The organism is Lysobacter sp. ESA13C (assembly GCF_019970005.1).
Classification (GTDB): domain Bacteria; phylum Pseudomonadota; class Gammaproteobacteria; order Xanthomonadales; family Xanthomonadaceae; genus Lysobacter; species Lysobacter antibioticus_B.
In genome coordinates this window covers 95,989-114,708 of sequence record NZ_JAHXYK010000009.1, presented here as the reverse complement: position 1 = coordinate 114,708, position 18,720 = coordinate 95,989, and the positions used below count along the sequence as shown (strand labels likewise).

At 67.3% G+C, this 18,720-nt stretch carries 17 protein-coding genes; 1 reads left to right on the top strand and 16 read right to left on the bottom strand.

Going from position 1 to position 18,720, the window contains the following annotated elements; genetic code table 11:
* Positions 1-78: 78 nt before the first annotated feature.
* The 3 genes from LC490_RS17935 to LC490_RS17925 are packed head-to-tail and all read right to left on the bottom strand — an operon-like array spanning position 79 to position 3,254.
* Positions 79-1,428 (bottom strand): HAMP domain-containing sensor histidine kinase, encoded by a 1,350-nt coding sequence (locus LC490_RS17935; protein WP_051885059.1) that lies wholly within the window; start codon positions 1,426-1,428, stop codon positions 79-81.
* A complete protein-coding gene (locus tag LC490_RS17930) occupies positions 1,425-2,123 on the bottom strand; it encodes a response regulator transcription factor (RefSeq protein WP_223621073.1) in 699 nt (232 codons plus the stop codon). Before LC490_RS17930 ends, LC490_RS17935 begins: the two co-directional genes overlap by 4 nt.
* A 6-nt stretch (positions 2,124-2,129) precedes the next feature.
* A complete protein-coding gene (locus tag LC490_RS17925) occupies positions 2,130-3,254 on the bottom strand; it encodes a type 1 glutamine amidotransferase domain-containing protein (protein WP_031372349.1) in 1,125 nt (374 codons plus the stop codon).
* A 193-nt stretch (positions 3,255-3,447) separates the two neighbouring features.
* On the opposite strand from LC490_RS17925, the gene LC490_RS17920 reads away from it, so the two are divergent.
* Complete coding sequence (locus LC490_RS17920; RefSeq protein WP_031372348.1) at positions 3,448-4,368, top strand: 5'-nucleotidase; 921 nt, start codon at positions 3,448-3,450, stop codon at positions 4,366-4,368.
* Positions 4,369-4,424: 56 nt separating this feature from the next.
* On the opposite strand, the gene LC490_RS17915 is transcribed toward LC490_RS17920, so the two are convergent.
* From LC490_RS17915 to LC490_RS17855, 13 genes are all read right to left on the bottom strand, one after another.
* Positions 4,425-4,946, bottom strand: coding sequence for a CHRD domain-containing protein (locus LC490_RS17915; RefSeq protein WP_031372347.1), 522 nt, complete (start codon positions 4,944-4,946; stop codon positions 4,425-4,427).
* 1,315 nt (positions 4,947-6,261) lie between these two features.
* Complete coding sequence (locus LC490_RS17910; protein ID WP_031374264.1) at positions 6,262-6,813, bottom strand: DUF2939 domain-containing protein; 552 nt, start codon at positions 6,811-6,813, stop codon at positions 6,262-6,264.
* 157 nt (positions 6,814-6,970) lie between these two features.
* Positions 6,971-8,140 carry an MFS transporter gene (locus LC490_RS17905; RefSeq protein ID WP_223621072.1) on the bottom strand — a complete coding sequence of 390 codons (1,170 nt, stop codon included), beginning with the start codon at positions 8,138-8,140 and terminating at the stop codon, positions 6,971-6,973.
* 817 nt (positions 8,141-8,957) lie between these two features.
* Positions 8,958-9,644: a DUF2461 domain-containing protein gene (locus tag LC490_RS17900; RefSeq protein ID WP_031373402.1), complete on the bottom strand. Its 687-nt coding sequence runs from the start codon at positions 9,642-9,644 to the stop codon at positions 8,958-8,960.
* Positions 9,645-9,687: 43 nt separating this feature from the next.
* Positions 9,688-11,139, bottom strand: coding sequence for an exodeoxyribonuclease I (sbcB, locus tag LC490_RS17895; protein WP_031373401.1), 1,452 nt, complete (start codon positions 11,137-11,139; stop codon positions 9,688-9,690).
* A 4-nt stretch (positions 11,140-11,143) separates the two neighbouring features.
* Positions 11,144-12,514 (bottom strand): NAD(P)/FAD-dependent oxidoreductase, encoded by a 1,371-nt coding sequence (locus tag LC490_RS17890; RefSeq protein WP_223621071.1) that lies wholly within the window; start codon positions 12,512-12,514, stop codon positions 11,144-11,146.
* Between the two features lie 91 nt (positions 12,515-12,605).
* A complete protein-coding gene (locus tag LC490_RS17885; RefSeq protein ID WP_031373399.1) occupies positions 12,606-12,905 on the bottom strand; it encodes a GIY-YIG nuclease family protein in 300 nt (99 codons plus the stop codon).
* 117 nt (positions 12,906-13,022) lie between these two features.
* Positions 13,023-14,309: a kynureninase gene (gene kynU / locus LC490_RS17880; protein ID WP_223621070.1), complete on the bottom strand. Its 1,287-nt coding sequence runs from the start codon at positions 14,307-14,309 to the stop codon at positions 13,023-13,025.
* A 74-nt stretch (positions 14,310-14,383) separates the two neighbouring features.
* A complete protein-coding gene (locus LC490_RS17875) occupies positions 14,384-15,394 on the bottom strand; it encodes an amidohydrolase family protein (RefSeq protein ID WP_031373397.1) in 1,011 nt (336 codons plus the stop codon).
* A gap of 7 nt (positions 15,395-15,401) precedes the next feature.
* Complete coding sequence (locus LC490_RS17870; RefSeq protein ID WP_223621069.1) at positions 15,402-15,932, bottom strand: 3-hydroxyanthranilate 3,4-dioxygenase; 531 nt, start codon at positions 15,930-15,932, stop codon at positions 15,402-15,404.
* On the bottom strand, positions 15,933-16,391 hold the full coding sequence (locus tag LC490_RS17865; protein WP_223621068.1) for a RidA family protein: 459 nt from the start codon (positions 16,389-16,391) through the stop codon (positions 15,933-15,935).
* A complete protein-coding gene (gene can, locus LC490_RS17860; RefSeq protein ID WP_223621067.1) occupies positions 16,388-17,053 on the bottom strand; it encodes a carbonate dehydratase in 666 nt (221 codons plus the stop codon). The genes LC490_RS17865 and can overlap by 4 nt, the downstream gene beginning before the upstream one ends.
* A gap of 7 nt (positions 17,054-17,060) precedes the next feature.
* Positions 17,061-18,488: an aldehyde dehydrogenase gene (locus tag LC490_RS17855; RefSeq protein ID WP_223621066.1), complete on the bottom strand. Its 1,428-nt coding sequence runs from the start codon at positions 18,486-18,488 to the stop codon at positions 17,061-17,063.
* Positions 18,489-18,720: the final 232 nt, after the last annotated feature.

Sequence of the window (18,720 nt, the reverse complement as noted above, 5' to 3'; positions counted from 1 at the left end):
CCGCGGTCGGCAACGAGGCCTGCGGCGATTCCGGCCCTAAACCGCAGGAATCGGCCGGCCGGCGCCGCTGTCGCGCGGCTAGTCCGAGCGCACGGCTGAGCTTTCCGCCGTCCCCGGCGCGCCCTGGGGCGAACCCGCAGCGCCCGCCACGGCGAGGCTCACCACCATCGCCCCGGCCTCCTCGTCGAGGCGCAGGTCGACCCGGTAGCGTTCGCACAGGCGCTGCACGATCGCCAGGCCGAGGCCGAGGCCGGCGCTGCCTTCGCGTTTGCGGAAGGGCTCGTGCAGGCGTTCGCGCAGCTCGGCCGGGATCGGATGGCCGCGGTTGGCGACGCGCAGGCGCCCGCCGGCGATGCGGATGTCGACCGTGCCGGATTCGGTGTGGGCGAAGGCATTGCCGATCAGATTCGACAACAGGATATGCAGCACCGGCTGCGGCAGATCGATGCGCGTCTCGCCGGGCACGTCGACCTCGACCTCGACCGGCTTGCCGTCGAGCCAGACCGCTTGTTCGATCACCACCTGTTCCAGCACCGGCAACAGCGCGATCGGCGCATCGGGCAACACCACGGGCGCCTCGCGCGCCAGGGTCAGCAGCGTCGTTACCGTCTGTTCGAGTTGCCAAGCCGATTGGCGCAGGTGCAGCAGATGCTCGCGGCCGGCCGCGGACAGGGCAGGCTCGGCCAGCAGGCGTTCGCCGGTGCTGCGGATCACCGCCAGCGGCGTGCGCAGTTCGTGGCTGGCATCGCGGGTGAAGGCCTGCTCGCGGTCGATGAAGGCCTGGGTGCGTTCGGTCATCGCATCCAGGCCGCGTGCGAGCACGCCGACCTCGTCGTCGGGAAAACCCGCGGCGATGCGTTGCGGCCAGCGGTTCGGCGCCATGCTGTCGACCAGTGCGGCCAGGCGCGACAGCGGCGCGGTGCTGCGCCGCGCCAGCCAGGCGCCGAGCGCCAAGGCCAGGCCGACCACGGCCAACGCCGACCAGCCCAGCCATTGCAGGATGCGGTCGCGCATCGGCCGCACCACCAGTTGCCGGCTGACCTCGGCGACCAGCCAGGCGCCTTGCGCCGGCGCCGGCGGCTGCAGCGCCTTGACGTGGTAATGGCGGCCGTCGCGGCCGGCGAATTCCGAACGCCAGGGCTCGGACTCGCGCGCGGCGAGCAGATCGGCGGGGAAATGTTGCGTGTCCGGGTAGACGCGCATGAAGGCTTGTTGCGGCTCGGCCCAAGCGCCGTCGAGCGCGTGCCGGCGCAACTGCGCCGCGGCTTCCTGTTCGAGCATCGACTCGAAGAAGGCGTCTTCGGTCGCGTACATGAAGGCCACCGCATACAGCCCGAACAAGGCCGCGACCGACAGGGCGAAGCCGGCGAAGGCGAGCATCAGGCGATTGCGCAGGCGCCGCTTCGGTGCTTTCGCCGGGCCGCTCACGGTATGGCGTCCTCGTCGCTTTCGAGCTTGAAGCCGACGCCGTGCACGGTGCGCAGCATCGGCTGTGCGAACGGCTTGTCCAGCGCCTGCCGCAACAGATACAGGTGCGAACGCAGCGGATCCGATTGCGGCGGCACGTCGCCCCACAGGCGCTGGATCAACTCGCTGCGGGTCAGGGTGCGCGGCCAGGCCTCGGCGAGGATGGTCAGGATCCGCAAGGGAGTGTGCTGCAGTTCCAGGACGCGCCCTTGGCGCCGCACTTCGCCGCTGCGGCGGTCGATGCTCAAGCTGCCGATGCGCAGGTCGTGCGGCTCGCCCGCGCGATGCCGGCGCGACAGGGCCAGGCAGCGCGCGAGCAATTCTTCGCCGGCGAAGGGTTTCACCAGATAGTCGTCGGCGCCGGCCTCGAAACCGCGCAATTTGTCGTCGAGGCCGTCGCGTGCGGTCAGCATCAGAATGGGGATGTGACGGTCGGCGCGTGCGCGCAGTTCCGCGCACACACGCAAGCCGTCGAGGCCGGGCAGGGTCAGGTCGAGCACCAACACGTCGGGCGGATCGTTCAATGCCAGTTGCAGGCCGTTGCGGCCGTCGGCGGCGAAATCGACGGCATGGCCGTGCGATTCGAACATCGCCGCCATGGCCGTGCGCAGGGCCAGGTGGTCTTCGATCACGAGGATGCGCAAGCGGTCGTGCATCAGCGCTCAGCCGTCGATCCGTTCGAGAAGGCGCTTAGCATCGGCCATGTCCGGGTGACTGACCAGCACCTCGCCGATCATCGCCCGTGCCAGGGTCTCGTCGCCGAGCCGCCAATGCGCTTCGGCGATACCCAGGCGCAATTGCGGTTCGGGCATGTACGGCGCGGCCAGTTGCATGATCGCCAGGGCGGCGCGGGTGCGGGCCGGCTCGGGATGCGCCTGCAACTGGTAATAACCGATCAACCCGATCAACTGCACGTGGTAGGCGTCCGGCTCGTCGGCGAGCGCTTTGTGCGCGGCCTCGCGCTCGCCGGCGAGCAAACGCTCGACCAGGGCCAGGCTGCGTTCGTCGCGCCAGGGCGTGCGCGCGACCGGCGTGCGCCCGAGCGCGGCGACGATGGCTTCGGCGACGGCCGGGGTGGAGTAGGGGTTCTGGCCGGTGATCAAGCGGCCGTCGACGGCCAGCCCCGGCATCATCAAGGGCGCTTCCTGCCAGCGTGCGCCGCGTTCGCGCAGGGCGTCTTCGAGCTGGAAGCGGAACTGCCTGACCCAGCGCTTGCCGAAGATCGCTTCTTCCTCGTTGCTGAAACCGGTCAAGGCGCGGCCGGAGACCAGATAGGAGCCGTCGTCGAGACGCACGTCGACCAAGGCGGCCGGGCCGTGGCAGACCGCGGCGACCACGCCGCCGCGCTCGTACACTTCGGCGAGCAGTTTCTTCAGTGCCGGGTCGTCCGGCAGATCGAACATCGCGCCCTTGCCGCCGACCACGTAGACCGCGGCGTAGTCCCCGGCGCGCAGCGTCGCGGTGACCAGGGTCGTGTTCAACTGGTTCAGGCCGTGGCCTTCTTCGAGCAGGCGCGCATTGAAGGCGAGCTTCGGGTCGTACTTGTCGGCCTCGGCGGCGCCGCCGCGCGGACTGGCGACGTCCACCGCCAGGCCGTTGTCGCGGAAGATCAGATAAGCCTGGGCGAACTCGTCCATCTCATAGCCGGGCCGGGTCTTGCCCTGGTCGCGGCCTTCGCTGCTGACCACGATCAGGACCTTGTCGGCGGCCTGGGCGATGCCGGTGCCGGAGCACGCCAGCAGCAGGCCCAGGGCCAACCGGCGCAAATGCGGGAATCGGAGGTTCATGGCGAGGACTGCGTGTGAAGGAGGGCCAGTCTCGCGAGCGCCTGTGAAGCAAACTTCAAACGGCATCGAAGCGGGCTTAGCCATACGCAGTGGTAAGCAACAGCGCGCACGGTTACCGCCACGCCGACCGGCGGGGCCCGACATGGGGCAGTCCGTCCTATCTGCGTGGCGCGCGACAGGGCACAATGACGGCATGCCTGACCGTGATGCCGACCCGTTGATCGTCGCGATTTCCTCGCGCACCCTGTTCGACATGGAAGAGAGCCATACGCTGTTCGAGCGTGAGGGCATCGACGCCTACGCCGACTTCCAGCGCGAGCACGAGGACGATTTTCTGCGTCCCGGCGTCGCCTTCCCGCTGGTGCGCAAATTGCTGGCGCTCAACCAAGGCGCGCCGCCGGAGGCGCCGCGGGTCGAGGTCATCCTGATCTCGCGCAACTCCGCCGACAGCGGCCTGCGCATCTTCAATTCGATCGCCCATCACGGCCTGTCGATCAAGCGTGCGGCGTTCAGCAACGGCGCACCGCCGTTTCCCTACATCCGTCCGTTCGGCGCCGATCTGTTCCTCTCGGCCAATGCCGAAGACGTCAGCGCCGCGCTCGCCGCCGGTGTCGCCGCGGCGACCTTGTTGCCGGCGATTCCGCCGTCGCGGTTGGCGCCGCATCTGCGCCCGGACCAGTTGCGTATCGCCTTCGACGGCGACGCGGTGATCTTCGACGACGAGGGCGAGCGGGTCTCGCGCGAGGGCGGCCTGGCCGCGTTCGCCGAGCACGAGCGCAGCCACGCCGGCGAACCGCTCTCCGGCGGCCCGTTCCGCGGCTTCCTCGACGCCCTGCATCGCTTGCAGAAGGCCTTCCCGGTCGGGCAGGACGCACCGATCCGCACCGCCCTGGTCACCGCGCGCTCGGTGCCGGCGCACGAGCGGGTGATCCGTACCCTGCGCGAGTGGGGCATCCGTCTCGACGAGGCGCTGTTCCTCGGCGGCCGACCGAAGGGGCCGTTCCTGGAAGCCTTCGGCGCCGACATCTTCTTCGACGACTCCGAGCACAACATCCTGTCGGCGCGCGACCACGTCGCCGCGGGGCACGTGCCGCACGGAGTTGCTAACCGCTAAACGTTCCTGGTTGGCCCGAGAAGCTCAGCGCAAGCGCCCAGGCTGGAACCTCTCGCTCAATCGTCGTGGCCGTTGTGGCGATGACCCAGTTGGCTGCGCACCTCGCCGCCCGGGAATTTGCTGGTGTGCACGTTCGCATAGGCGTTGCCGCCGCGCAGCGCGCGCAGCAATTCCTCGAACTCGCCGGCGGCGATGCCTTGGCCGCTCGGGCCGACCACGTCGGCGGCCATGATCACGCCCTGGATGGTCGCCGGCGGCGGCGGACACGGTTGCACGCCCGCAGGCGTCGGCGGGCTGGCCAGGTTCGAGCACAGCCACACGGCGATGCCGCCGTTGACACTGCGCTGGCCCACGTGGATATGCGCTTGGGTGACGTCGCCTTCCAGACCGGAATACGAAAGCTGGTAGTGGATCGCGCCGCCGTCGCCGATGCGGGCGCGGAACCCGCCGCTGGCGCCGGTGGAGACCAGCGGAACTTCCTGGCTGCCTTCCAGGACTGCGCGGAACTCGCGGTGTTCGGCCTGCGCTGAAACAAGCGGAAGCAACGCGACCATCGCAAACGCAGCGATGCGTTTCATGTCGTCGTCCTCGTGAATCGTTCCCGCATTGCGGGCGGACGCGAGACGCGTCCGATCGGACGCTGCTCCCAGCGCCGTTAGCCGCGGGTGAAAATAATCCCGGCATCAAACGTGCCAGAAATACCCGGGTTTCTGGCTCGATTCGTGCAAGCGCCATGCCCCGCGCAAGCCCATCGCAGCAATGACAACGGCACGGCGCTGTCAAAACTGCCGTTGCCGTAACGATTTTGCTTCTGCCGTGGCTGTGCGTCGCCTCGCACTAGCGAAGGCCATAGAAGACCCGGAGGGCGGTGCGCAAGGATCCGCGCCGTTTTTCGTCGGGACAGGGATGTCCCGTATGTAGAGCCCTGCGTCGGCATCGCTTGTGCGGGCCTGTGATTCAAAATAAGAAACTTATTTGGTTGCTTTGCTTTTGTTGCTTATGACAAAAGAAAGTAACCCGCCGCTTCACTGGCGGAAGCTTTAAGCGTTTGGTCCGATCCTAATTCTCAGGAAGCCATAAGCAAGAGCAGAGCTTCCGTCCGCTGCCGCGGCCGGGTTACTTTCTTTTGCTAAGCCCAAAAGTCCGTCTGGATTCCCTTCGGTCAAAGGTAACCAAAGAAAAGGGCTCTCCTTGCAAGGGCACAGGCCACGAGTGCGGTGCTGTCGCCGGGATTTTTCGATAGGACATCCTTGTCCTATCGAAAAACGGCGCACGTCCTGTGCGCCGCCCTCCGGGTCTTCATTTGGCGGCAAGGCGAAAAGCCGAAGCAAGGTAAAAACACGGCAACTGCAACGGCGTCGCGGCCGAGAAAGGTGCTTGTCCCGGCCGACGATAGAGGCTGAACGAACGCGGTCGCGGCTCGCGCCGCTCCTACCCAAGAGCAGCGTTGCCGTTGCCGTTGCCGTTGCTGTGCGTCGCCTGGCACTCGCGAAGGCAATCGAAGACCCGCAGGGCGGCGCGCAGGGATGCGCGCCGTTTTTCATCGGGACAGGGATGTCCCGTATGTAGAGCCCTGCGCATGCACCGCTCGTGCGGGCCTGTGATTCAAAAGAAAGCATTTTTCTTTGGTTAGCTTTCTTTTGTTGCTTTTGACAAAAGAAAGTAACCCGCCGCTTTAGTGGCGGAAGCTCTTGGCGTTTGATGTTGATCTTGCTTGAAAGAGGCGCCGCAAGACCATCGCAGCGCGGTCGTGGCTTGTGACCGAAGGAAATCCAGTAGGACGCCGCTCCTGCCCTGGGGCTGCCGAAAGCGCCTCGCAACGCCTCCCTCGGGAGGCGCCGTCCAACTCGCTGCGGCCCGCCCATTGAAGGTTATCGCCGCCGGCGTCCTGGTTCAGGGCAGCATCTTTTCCAGAGGCAGGCGCACGTCGGTGACCCGCCACTTCAGGCCGTCGCGGGTCAGCACGAACACGACCGGATCGCCGTCGGCGTTGTTGACCGTAGCGGTGAAGCGCGACGGCGATTCGAAGCGATAGCTCGGGTGCTTGAGCGGTTCCGCCGGCGGCACCTGCGCATAGGCGTCGCGGCGCGGCGCCGAAGGATCTAGGCGCCGCAGCAGATTGCGGCCTTCGAGCACCGCGCCGATGCCGACCGGGGTGGCGATCGCATCGACCGCGGTGCCGGCGACGCCGCTGGCCAGGCTCAGGCCGAGCGCGCCGAACAGGCTCGACTGCGCCTCCGGGCCGGCGCGACGGACGATGTAGTCGTCGACCTGCGCCTTCAGGCTCAGGCGCAGCGCGGCGAAGTCGACATGCTTGCTGAGCTCGCCGGCGTTGCGCTCCTTGACCGCGCTGCGGATGGCGTTGACGGTGAGGAAGGGCCCGGCGGCGACATAGCCGAGCAACAGGACCAGGGCCAGGACCAACAGAGCTATCCATTTCTTCATCGCGGCGATCCGGGTGACGGACCGCCAGAGTAACGGCCCTGGCCTTACCTTGGCTTAAGAGACCGGGAGCGGGCTGGAACTAACTGCTTCTCCGAGAGGTGGCAAACCTCATGAGCCCTCATCCCGACCCTCTCCGTGAACGGGATGGGCGCGCCGCTCAGGCGGTCTCGGCCGGACGTGGATCGCGGGCGTAGCGTTGCGCGGCCAAATGCAGCGCCAGTGCGGCTACCGAGCAGACCGAGCCGGCCATGAACGCCGCCGTGCCACCGCCGTGCTGCCAGGCCAATGCGGCCATGCCGGCGCCGAGCACGCCGCCGATGCCGCCGCTGAAGCCGGACAGCATGCCCTGCGCCGAGGCCATGTCGCGGCGCGCCGGGAACAACTCGGCCATGCGCCGCATGCAGCCGGCGTGGAAAGCGGCGAAGCTCAAGGAGTGGCCGGTCTGGGCCAGCGCCATCCAGGCGAAGGAATCGGCGAACCAGGCCACCATGACCCAGCGCAGCGCGGTTGCGAAGATGCAGGCGGCGATCAGGCGATGCGCACCGAAGCGCTGCACCAGCCGCGGCGCCTGCCAGAACATCAGGATCTCGCAGACCACCCCGATCGCCCACAGCAGGCCGACCGCGAAACCGTCGTGGCCGTGCGCCTGCAGTTGCAGGGTGTAGAACACGTAGAAGGGGCCGAAGCTCAGCTGCACCAGCAAGACCGTGCCGAGCAGCCGGCGCGTGCCCGGTCGCCGCCACAGGCGTTCGCGCGGCGTGCCTTCGAGCGGCGCCGGCGAGGGCGGATCGGCGCGGTGCAGCCAGGCCGCGGCGGCGGTCAACACCAGCCACGGCAGGCTCAGCCAGACGAAAGCATCGTTGCCGAGCCGGTCGAGCAACCAGCCGTAGCTCGCCGCGACGATCAGGAAGCCGACCGAGCCCCACATCCGGATCTTGCCGTAGTCGTGATTGCGCGTGCCCAGCGCGTTCAGGGTCATCGCCTCGAACTGCGGCATGACCGCGTTGAAGAACAGCGCGAACGCGCCCATCACCACGAACAACATCACGCCGCCGTCGAAGCGGGCGAAGCCGGCGAACATGGCCAGCGCCAGCAGGCAACCGGCGACCAGCCAATGCCCCGGCGCCCGGCTGCGCGCCACCTGCCGCGCCCAGGTCGGCGGCGCCAGGATGCGCCCGCCGTACCACAGCGCCAGCATCGCCCCGACCGCATAACCGCCGTGACCGTTGGCGCTGACCCAACGTCCGATGTAGGGCGTATAGGCGCCGAGCATGCCGAAGTAGCCGAGGTAGAACAGGGCGTAGCGGCGGAATTCGGCGGTGGACACGTGAGGCTCGGCGAGGCGCGGCGGATGCCGCTCACGATACCGGAAGCGGTGCGGGATTCGGTTGCCGCGGGGCGCGATTTCGAGAGGTTTTTTGCTAGGCCAGGCGGGGCGATGAGGGGCAAAGCGGCGGCGGACCGGTGGGCCGGTTCTGGAGGCCGGTGAGCGTTCGAGTGATCGCAGTTTCTTCGGTCGCGGCTTGCGCCGCTCCTACCCAAGAGCAGTGGCGCTGAAGGTTTTGCCATTGCTGTTGCCGTTGCTGTGCGTCGCATTGCACTCGCGAGGGCAGAGGAAGACCCGGAGGGCGGCCCGCATGGATGCGGGCCGTTTTTCATCGGGACAAGGATGTCCCGTATGAAAAAGCCCTGCGGAGGCACCGCTCGTGCGGGCCTGTGATTCAAAACAAAAGCATTTTTCTTTGGTTACTTTCTTTTGTTGCTTTAGACAAAAGAAAGTTACCCGCCGCTTTAGTGGCGGAAGCTTTTATCGTTTGATCTTGCTTGTATGAAAGCCATAAGCAAGTGCAGAGCTTCCGTCCGCTAACGCGGCCGGGTTACTTTCTTTTGCTAAGCCCAAAAGAAAGGTAACCAAAGAAAAGGGCTCTCCTTGCAAGGGCACAGGCCACGAGTGCGATGCCGGCGCCGGGATTTTTCGATAGGACATCCTTGTCCTATCGAAAAACGCCGCACGTCCTGTGCGGCGCCCTCCGGGTCTCCACTTGACCGGTAAAGCGGCAAAGCAGATCAAAATCTCGGCAACGGCAACGGCAACGGCAACGGCAACGGCAACGGCAACGGCGACTGACGATCGGATTTGAGGCTCAGAACTCCAGATCCAACGCCGCGCACAGGTAATCGGTGAACGGCGCCAACCCGGCCAGATCCTTCTCCAAGGTCTTCAACAACCGCGGCCCGGTCATGGTCTCGTCGTCGATGGCCCGCAGGGCGACGAAATTTTTGCGCCTCAGGTCGTCGGCGAATTCGAAGTCGGCGGGAAAACCGCGCGGGGCGCGGGTCAGCATTTCGCTGTCGTCGAGGTCGTAGCGCTTGCGGAACTTCGCGTCGTGCGCAGCGGCCTTCCAACTGCCCGGGTTGTCGAGCACGAAGTGACGGATCTTGCGCAGCGAGTCGGGCTGCGGGTGCCACACGCCGGAGGCGATGAAGCAGTTGCCGCCTTCCAGGTGGATGTAGAACGACGGCGCTTCGATCTGGCGGCCGCGCTCGTGGAACAGGCGCGCGCCCTGGTGGGTCTTGTACGGCGCCTTGTCGTTGGCGAAACGGGTGTCGCGCTGGATGCGGAACAAGGAGCCGCCGACGTTCTTGGGCTCGGAGCGGTAATGCGGGCTGACTTCGGCCAGGACCGGCTGCAGGTCGGTCAGCAGGCGCAGGAAGGGTTCGCGCACATGGCTCTCGAAATCGGGCTTGTGGGCATGGAACCATTCGCGGTTGTTGTGACGCGCCAGCGAACGCAGGAACTTGAAGCTGGCTTCGGAAAAATAGCGGCTCATGCGGCGGGCTCTCGGGCTTGCTCGTAGCGGGGGACGGTCAGTATCACAGGGCCGGCTTGAGGCCGGCGTCGATGTCGCGGGCCCAGGCTTCGAGGCGATCGAGCAAGGCCTGTTTGCCGCCGTCGGCACCGGCCAGTGCGCGGGTCTGGGCGAGTTCGGCGTGGAAACGCTCGAAGCTGTACTCGGACAGGCCGGCCTCGTCGTACAAACGATGGCGGCGATATTCGTCCCAGCGTTCGCGCTCTTGCGCGTCCAGGGTCTGCGGCCAGTTGCGGGCGCGATAACGGAACAGCAGCTCGGGCAGGCGCGCGTCGCGGAAATCGAAAGCCGCCTGGGCCAGCGCCGGCGGCGGGGTGGTGCGGACCTGGCGGAAAAGGCGCTTGTCGCCGTCGCCGATGAAGGCGTCGTAAAGCGAGGCGTCGACGTCGGAGGGTTCGCGGGCACGGTCGTTGGCGTAGACACGGCGGACTTTCTCGACCAGTTCCGGACCGGCTTCGCGAATCTGCGCGGCGCGGTACTCGACCTGGGCGGGATCGATCGACAAACGCTCGAAATCGGCCGGGCGCAGATGGTTCCAGGCGATCAGCGCCGGGCAGCGGTTCAGATGCACTTCCTTGAGCGCGACGCGTTCCTCGCCCTCGGGCAGGTCGGCGGTCGGCGTGTACAGGCGGTCGGCGATCTCGTCCGGTGCCAGCCGCAACAGCGCCGCCGGGTCCTGTATCAGGTCGAACACCAGCACGCGGTTGTCGATGCGCGGATGCCGCGCCAGCGGGATCACCGGCGCCGCGCACAGGCGACTGGCCGGATAGCGCTGCGAGACGTGCAGGGCCGGGGTCATCGCGATGGTGTCGAGCAAGGTCGCTGCGAAGCGCTTGTCGCGCAGGCGCAGGGCGTATTCCCACAGTTTCGGCTGCGCGGTCTTGAACTTGCGCGCGATGCCGATCAGGGCGCGTACGTCCGACAGCGCTTCGTGAGCATCGCCCTCGCGCACGCCATTGGCTTCGGCCAGGTGTTCGAGCTTGAACGAGGTGGTGCCGTCTTCGCGCTGCGGCCAGACCACGCCGTCGGGGCGCAGCGCGTGGGCGAGGCGCATCACGTCGAGCAGGTCCCAGCGCGTGTTGCCGCCGCGCCATTCGCGTTCGTAAGGGTCGTAGAAATTGCGGAACAGGCCGTAGCGTACGAATTCGTCGTCGAAGCGCAGCGAGTTGTAGCCGGCGCTGCAGGTCTCCGGTCGCGACATTTCGTCGGAGATCAGGGCGAAGATCTCGGCCTCGCTGACGCCGTCGCGCAGGGCATCTTGCGGCGCGATCCCGGTGATCAGGGTCGCGACCGGCGAAGGCAACAAGTCGTCGGCGGGTTTGACGAAGACGCTGATCGGCTCTTCGACCGGGTTCAGGTCGGCGTCGGTGCGGATCGCCGCGAACTGCGCGATGCGGGTCGTGCGCGGGTCGGCGCCGAAGGTTTCGAGGTCGTAGAACAGAAAACTGGCGGGCATGGGATCACTCGTCCGCGGGCAGGGGCGACAAGCGCTCGCGCACCAGCGCGTCGACCGCCGGCCAATCGAGGCTGGCCAGGCTGTCGTGGCCGCGGGTCAGTTCGACGAGCAGCTCGCGTTGCTGCAGGCCGCGGGCATAGGCCACTTCGTAAGGCATGCGGTGGAAGGTTACCATCGCGTAGCGCGGCATGAAGCGCTCGGGATGGCGTTCGGCGAGTTCGTGTTCGAGGGCGCGTTGCAGCAGGTAGTCGTCGTTGTCGACGCGGTCGCGCATTTCCAGATAGTTTTCCAGCGCCATGGCCTGGATCGCGCGCGCGCTCGGCAGGCGCTCGGCCTGGAACGCGGCGAAGGCGGCGGCGCGGTCGTCGTCGGCGAGCAGGCGCTCGGCCAGGGCGACACAGTCCTCGAAGGCGCAGTTCATGCCCTGGCCGTGGAAGGGCACCATCGCGTGGGCGGCGTCGCCGAGCAGCACGGCGCGGTCGTCCAGGTGCCAGCGGTCCAGGTACAAGGTGGCGAGCAGGCCGGCCGGGTTGCGCTCGAAGTCTTGTTCGAGTTGCGGGATCAAGGGCACCGCGTCGGCGAAGTCGCGCTCGAACAAGGCGCGCGCATCGGCGCCGTTGCGCACGGTTTCGAAGCTCGGGTCGCCTTCGTTGGGCAGGAACAGGGTGACGGTGAAGGTGCGTTCGTCGTTCGGCAGGGCGATGCACATGTAGCGGCCGCGCGGCCAGATGTGCAGGGCGTTCGGCTCGATGCTGAAACCGCCGTCGGGCGACGGCGGGATCTCCAGTTCTTTGTAAGAATGACCGAGGAATTCGGTGCGTTCGCCCAATTCCACCGCCTGCTTCATCGCCCCGCGCAGGGCCGAGCCGGCGCCGTCGGCGCCGACCAGGCTGTCGAACACGATCTCGTGCGCGCTGTCGTCGCGGTCGTCGTGGAACACCGCCAGGCGGCGCTCGAAATCGACCGATTGCAGGCCGCGATGGAAGTGCAACTGGGCGCCGGCATCCTCGGCGATTTGCAGCAGGATCAGGTTCAACTCGCCGCGGTGCACCGACCAGATCACTTCGCTGTCGTCGCGCCCGTAGCGCTGCAGGTCGGTGCGGCCGTCGAGGAAATGCACCATGCGCCCGCGCATCATCACCGCCTGCGCCATGACCGCGTCGTCGGCCCCGGCCAGGCGCAGCGCATGGCGGCCGCGTTCGGCCAGGGCGAGGTTGATCGATCGCCCGCCCTGATAGCCCTTGAGGCGCGGATCGCCGCGCTTCTCGTAGACATCGACCTCCCAGCCGCGCCGCGCCAGCAAGGTGGCGAGCAGCGCGCCGGCGAGGCCGGCGCCGATGATGGTGATGTGCTTGGGGTATATGGTTGCGTTCAAGCGGCGAGTCCTATGGCGAGTCGCGCGAGGAGGGGCAGGGAGCCGTGGATCTTCATACCGTCATTCCCGCGAAGGCGGGAATCCAGAGGCTTCAGCCGGTACTCGCGATGTCCTGCCATAAGTCGCGCCATTCCGGATTGTTCTCTTCGATCAGTCGGATCTTCCATTCGCGGTTCCATTTCTTTATTTTCTTCTCGCGTTGAATGGCGCTTTCCATGGTCTCGTGCTGTTCGTACCAAACCAGTCGATCGACGCCATAGCGTTCGGTGAAGCCTTGTGCCAGGTGCTCGCGATGTTGCCATACGCGTTGGATCAGGTCGCTCGTAACGCCGGTATACAAGGTGCCGCGTTTCGCGCTTGCAAGGAGGTACACGGCGGGCGACCTGGACACTTCAACCTCACTTTGGATATTCGGCTAGCGCCGAAGAAAAGCAGAGCCCGCCTTCGCGGGAATGACGGTAGGAGGGTTCGCCGGACCTGAGCGGATCCAGGTGGGACGAAGCCAGAATCAAGCGCCCCTCCAGGCTTCCACCGCCCGGGCAAAGCGCAGCACGTCGGCGTGAGTGTTGTACAAGGGCGCCGGCGAGATCCGGATCACGTCGGGCTCGCGCCAATCGCCGAGCACGCCGTTGGCGGCGAGATAGTCGAACAGGTCGCGGCCGGCGGCGCGGCCGCTGAGGCCGCGGCCGCCGATCACTCGCAACGACAGCTGGCAGCCGCGTTGCGCCGGGTCGGCGGGCGTGACGATATCGAGCGTATCGGCGAGGCGTTCGCGGATCAGCGCTTCCAGATAGCCGGTCAGGCGCTGCGACTTATCGCGCAGAGCGGGCATGCCGACCCGGTCGAACAGGTCCAACGATGCGCGCAACGGAGCGAGGCCCAGGATCGGCGGGTTGCTGAGCTGCCATCCTTCGGCGCCCGCGGTCGGGACGAAGTCCGGCCCCATGCGGAAACGGGTCGAGGTTTCGTGGCCCCACCAGCCGGCGAAGCGCGGTCGGTCGGTGCGGGCGTGGTGTGCGTGGACGAAACAGCCGGCGACCGCACCGGGGCCGGAGTTCAGGTACTTGTAGTGGCACCACACCGCGAAATCCACGCCGCTGTCGTGCAACTGCAGTTCGAGGTTGCCGACGCCGTGGGCGAGGTCGAAGCCGCACAACGCGCCCTGCGCATGCGCCAGGCGCACGATCGCCGGTAGGTCGAAGGCCTGGCCGCTGCGGTATTGCACGCCGGGCCACAGCACCAGGGCCAGGCGCGGGCCGTGCTCGGCGATGGCGCGTTCGATCGTCGCCATCGAGATCAGCCCGCCGGGTTCGTCCGGCTCGACCTCGATCAGGTCGGTGGCCGGGTCGAAACCGTGGAAGGCGATCTGCGAAGCCACGGCATAGCGGTCGGACGGAAACGAACCGGCTTCGATCAGGATCGCCGGGCGCTCGCGGGTCGGCCGGTAGAAGCTGACCATCATCAGGTGCAGGTTGGCGGTCAGTGAATTCATCGCGATCACTTCGCCCGGGTGGGCGCCGACCAGGCGTGCGAGCGGGTCGCGCACCAGTTCGTGATACGGCATCCACTGCGCCTGACCGGTGAAGTGGCCTTCGACCGCTTCCATCGCCCACTTGTCCAGCACCTCCTCGACGTGCGCGCGTGCGCCGCGCGGCTGCAGGCCGAGCGAATTGCCGACGAAGTAGGCCTGCTCCTGGTCGCCGTGGCGGGGAATCAGGAATTCGCCGCGCAGGGTCGGCAGCGGGTCGGCGGCGTCGAGCGCGGCGGCATGGGCGGGGGACGACAGATCGGTCACGGGAAAGGCCTGGCAACGTGGGGCGGTGATGAGAGATGAGTGACGAGGGGGCAAGGGCGGGCTTCGCCCGGCACTCACTCGAAGCGCGACTTCGACAGCCCGAGCCATTCCAGCGCGGTGCCGTGATACAGCCGCGCCTGGTCGGCCGGCGGCAGGTCGAGCGAGGCGATGCCGGCACCGGGCGTCTGTTCGCCAAGCGGGAACGGGTAGTCGGTGCCGAGCATCACCCGCGACACGCCGCAGGTGTCGAGCAGGTATTCGAGCGCGCGCGGGTCGGCGACCCAGGAGTCGAAGTAAAACTGGTTGAGGTAATCGCGGGGGTTGCGCGGATTGTCGGTCGCGACCAGGTCGGGGCGCATGTTGAAGCCGTGTTCGATGCGGCCGATGGTGTAGGGGAAACTGCCGCCGCCATGGGCCAAGCAGATCTTCAACTTCGGCAGGCGTTCGAGCACGCCGCCGAACACCAGGCAGCAGGCTGCGCGCGATTGCTCGGCCGGCATGCCGACCAGCCACGGCAGCCAGTATTTCGGCATGCTCGGCGTGCCCATCATGTCCCAGGGGTGCACCAGGATCGCCGCGCCGAGGTCGCTGGCGGCCTCGAAGAACTCGAACAACTCCGGTGCGTCGAGGTTCCAGTCGTTGACGTGGCTGCCGATCTGGCAGCCCTGCAGGCCGAGCTGGTCCATGCAGCGTTCGAGTTCCTGCACCGCCAGGCGCGGCGACTGCAGCGGCACCGTGCCGATGCCGGCGTAGTGGCGCGGGTAGTCGCGGCAAGCCTGCGCCATATGATCGTTGAGCGCCTGGTGCAGGTCGAGGGCCTGGTTGGCCTTGGCCCAGTAGCTGAACATCACCGGCACGGTGCTGATGACCTGCACCTGCACGCCGAAGCGCGCGTAGTCGTCGATGCGCTCCTGCGGGTCCCAGGTCTTCGACCAGATCTCGCGGAAGAACTTGCCGTCCTTGTAGATGCGGTGGCGGCCGTCGTCGGTGTGGTGGATCACCGGAAAGCGCTCGTCGCCGTACTTGCGCGCCAGGTCGGGCCAGTCGCGCGGCAGATAATGAGCGTGGGTGTCGATCTTGAGCATCGTCGCCTCAGGTGTCGGGCATCACATAGCGGCCCGGCGCCGGGTTCAGATGGCCGCAGTCCATGCAGGTCCGATGTTCGCGCGAGGAATAGAAACGCTCGAACACCGGCGGGAAGTCGGCTTCGATGTCGTGCAGATGGAAGAATTCTTCGTAGAGCTTGTGATTGCAGCGTTCGCAGTACCACATCAGGCCGTCGTCTTCGTGGGCCAGGCGCTTGCGCTCGATGACCAAACCGATCGAATCGGGCATGCGCTGCGGCGAATGCGGCACGCGCGGCGGCAGCAGGAAGGTCTCGCCGGCGCGGATCGGGATGTCGCGCACGGCCCCATCCTCCTGGATCCGCAGGACCATCTCGCCTTCGAGCTGATAGAACCACTCCGGGCCTTCGTCCCAGTGATAGTCGGTGCGCTGGTTAGGGCCGCCGACCACCATGACGATGAAGTCGCCGAGGTGGATCACCTTGTTGCCGACCGGCGGCTTCAGCAGGTGCCGGTGTTCGTCGATCCATTGGTTGAGGTTGATCGGTCCAGGAAGCATTCACTTACCCTCGGGCGGTGCGCCGTTTCGCTGCGGGGCGAAGGCGGCGATGCATTTGAGTTCGATGGCGATCGGCGTCGGCAGCGCGGTGATGCCGAGCGTGGTCCGGCACGGCGCCCGTTCGAGCTCGGGGAAATACTCGGCCCAGACCGCGTTATAGGCGGTGAAATCGCGGGCCATGTCGGTCAGGTATACGGTCACGTCGACCAGGTCGTCCCAGCCGGCGCCGCTGGCTTCGAGCACGGCGCGGACATTGGCGAACACCGAGCGGCATTGCAGCTCGATGTCGTAGGCGATCAGGCGGCCTTCGGCGTCGTGGACGTTGCCGGGGATGGCGTTGCTGGCGGCATCGCGCGGGCCGATCCCGGACAGGAACAGCAGGTCGCCGACCCGGCGCGCATGCGGGTACAGGCCGACCGGCCGCGGCGCCTTGGCGGCGCTGATGCCGCCGCCGCTCATCGCGGCGAACCGCCGTGGGTCGAGTGCACCGTGGCGACGGCGCGTTCGTAGGTGTCCTGCAGGGCCTCGAAGCTGTCGATGTTCATGCCGGTGTCGTGGACACGGCCGTTGCGCAGGCTGTAGACCCAACCGTGCACGGCGAGCGGCTGCTTGCGCGCCCAGGCATCGCGGACGATGGTGGTCAGGCTGACGTTCTGCACCTGCTCGATCACGTTGAGCTCGCACAAACGGTCGTGGCGCTCTTCGGCATGGGCGTGCGAGATGCAGGCCACGTGCTTGTCGGCGACGTCGCCGACGTGACGGATCCAGTTGTCGGCCAGACCGAGGCGGTGGCCGTGCAACGCCGCATGCACGCCGCCGCAGCCGTAGTGGCCGACCACGAGGATGTGCTTGACCTTGAGCACGTCGACCGCGAACTGGATCACCGACAGGCAGTTGAGGTCGGTATGGACCACGACGTTGGCGATGTTGCGATGGACGAAGACCTCGCCCGGGGCCATGTCGATGATCTGGTTGGCCGGCACGCGCGAATCCGAGCAGCCGATCCAGAGGTACTCGGGCGCCTGTTGGCGCGAGAGGCGGGCGAAGAACTCCGGGTCCTCGGCGCTGATGCGCTCGGACCATTCGCGGTTTCGTTCAAGCAGGTCGTGCAACGGGGTCATACAACGGTCATCCCAGGTGAAGGCCGACGTTCTTGGCGTCGGTGAAGAAACGCATGGCCTCGGCGCCGCCTTCGCGGCCGAGGCCGGACGCGCCGACGCCGCCGAACGGCGTGCGCAGGTCGCGTTGCAGCCAGGTGTTGACCCAGACCATGCCGACGCGCAATTGCGCGGCGAGGCGATGGGCGCGGGCGAGGTCGCGGGTCCAGACCGACGCCGACAGGCCGTAGTCGCCGGCATTGGCCAGCGCCAGCGCCTGCGCGTCGTCGCCGAAAGCTTGAAGCGTCACGACCGGGCCGAAGATCTCTTCGCGGTTGCTGGCGCAGTCCGGGCCCAAGCCTTCGATCACGGTCGGCGCCACGTACCAGCCGGGCCGGTCCAGTGCATGGCCGCCGCACAGCACGCGGCCGCCTTCGCCGCGCGCGCGTTCGAGCGCGGCCAGGACTTTGTCGTAATGCGCCTGCGACACCAGCGGGCCAAGCGCGGTGCTCTCGTCTGCAGGCTCGCCGATCTTCAGCGCCTGCGCGCGTTCGACCAGGGCGTCGCGGACTTCGTCGTAGATAGAGCGCTCGATCAGCACACGCGAGCCGCACAGGCAGATCTGCCCCGAATTCTGGAACGCCGAGCGCACCAGGGTGTCGAGGTGCGCGTGCCAGTCGCTGTCGGCGAACACCAGGGTCGGGTTCTTGCCGCCGAGCTCCAGCGAGACCTTGCGCAACAGCGGCGCGGCGATGCCGGCGATGCGCTGGCCGACCGCGGTGCTGCCGGTGAACGAGATCGCGCGCACCGCCGGGTGCCGGACCAGGCTTTCTCCGACCTCGGGGCCGAGGCCGTGGACGATGTTGAGCACGCCGTGCGGGAAGCCGATTTCGGCGGCCAGCTCGCCGAGCATGCTGGCCGTGGCCGGGGTCACTTCGGAAGGCTTGGCGACCACGGTGTTGCCGGCCGCGAGCGCCGGGGCGATCTTCCAGGTGAACAGGTACAGCGGCAGGTTCCACGGCGAGATCGTCGCGACCACGCCGAGCGGCGCGCGCAAGGTGTAGTTGAGCCCGGCCTGGCCGTGGTGGGATTCGCTGGCGAACTGGGTCGCGGCGTGGGCGAAGAAGCGCAGGTTGGAGACTGCACGCGGGATCTCGGCTTCGCGGGCGAGCCGGATCGGCTTGCCGGCGTCGCGCGACTCGGCTTGGGCGAAGTCCTCCAGGCGCGTTTCCAACGCGCTGGCGAGGGCTTCCAGCCAGCGCGCACGTTCGCTGTGGGGCAGGGCCGACCAGGCCGGGAACGCGGCCTGCGCCGCGGCGACCGCGAGCTCGACATCGGCGGCGTCGCCGGCCGCGACCTGCGCATACGCTTGCGCATTGGCGGGGTCGTGGACATCGAGCCAACGACTGCCGGCCGCATCGCGCGCCTGGCCGTCGATCCAGTGCCGGAATCTGTGCATGCGCCAAGCTTAACGCGTGGGCGCGGCAGCGCCCATAGCGCGGGGCGGCGGGGCGGTCGCGGTTCCGTGACGGCGGGGCCGGATGGCGTGCGCTTTGGGGCCTTCGCGAACGAATGACGCGGCCTCCGACTTTGCCGATCCGGTCCGTGGCGCGCGGACATGACCAAAGTCATGCATGACTGTTGGCCCAGGTGCGCCGCAGCAAAGTCGCCTCGCGCAGTCGCGAGGACAC

Coding starts and splice junctions, on each gene's coding strand:
- LC490_RS17915 (WP_031372347.1), bottom strand. CDS start 4,946: ATGAAACGCATCGCTGCGTTTGCGATGGTCGCGTTGCTTCCGCTTGTT.
- LC490_RS17855 (WP_223621066.1), bottom strand. CDS start 18,488: ATGCACAGATTCCGGCACTGGATCGACGGCCAGGCGCGCGATGCGGCC.
- LC490_RS17910 (WP_031374264.1), bottom strand. CDS start 6,813: ATGAAGAAATGGATAGCTCTGTTGGTCCTGGCCCTGGTCCTGTTGCTC.
- can (WP_223621067.1), bottom strand. CDS start 17,053: ATGACCCCGTTGCACGACCTGCTTGAACGAAACCGCGAATGGTCCGAG.
- LC490_RS17925 (WP_031372349.1), bottom strand. CDS start 3,254: ATGAACCTCCGATTCCCGCATTTGCGCCGGTTGGCCCTGGGCCTGCTG.
- LC490_RS17875 (WP_031373397.1), bottom strand. CDS start 15,394: ATGCTCAAGATCGACACCCACGCTCATTATCTGCCGCGCGACTGGCCC.
- LC490_RS17900 (WP_031373402.1), bottom strand. CDS start 9,644: ATGAGCCGCTATTTTTCCGAAGCCAGCTTCAAGTTCCTGCGTTCGCTG.
- LC490_RS17920 (WP_031372348.1), top strand. CDS start 3,448: ATGCCTGACCGTGATGCCGACCCGTTGATCGTCGCGATTTCCTCGCGC.
- LC490_RS17930 (WP_223621073.1), bottom strand. CDS start 2,123: ATGCACGACCGCTTGCGCATCCTCGTGATCGAAGACCACCTGGCCCTG.
- sbcB (WP_031373401.1), bottom strand. CDS start 11,139: ATGCCCGCCAGTTTTCTGTTCTACGACCTCGAAACCTTCGGCGCCGAC.
- LC490_RS17865 (WP_223621068.1), bottom strand. CDS start 16,391: ATGAGCGGCGGCGGCATCAGCGCCGCCAAGGCGCCGCGGCCGGTCGGC.
- LC490_RS17870 (WP_223621069.1), bottom strand. CDS start 15,932: ATGCTTCCTGGACCGATCAACCTCAACCAATGGATCGACGAACACCGG.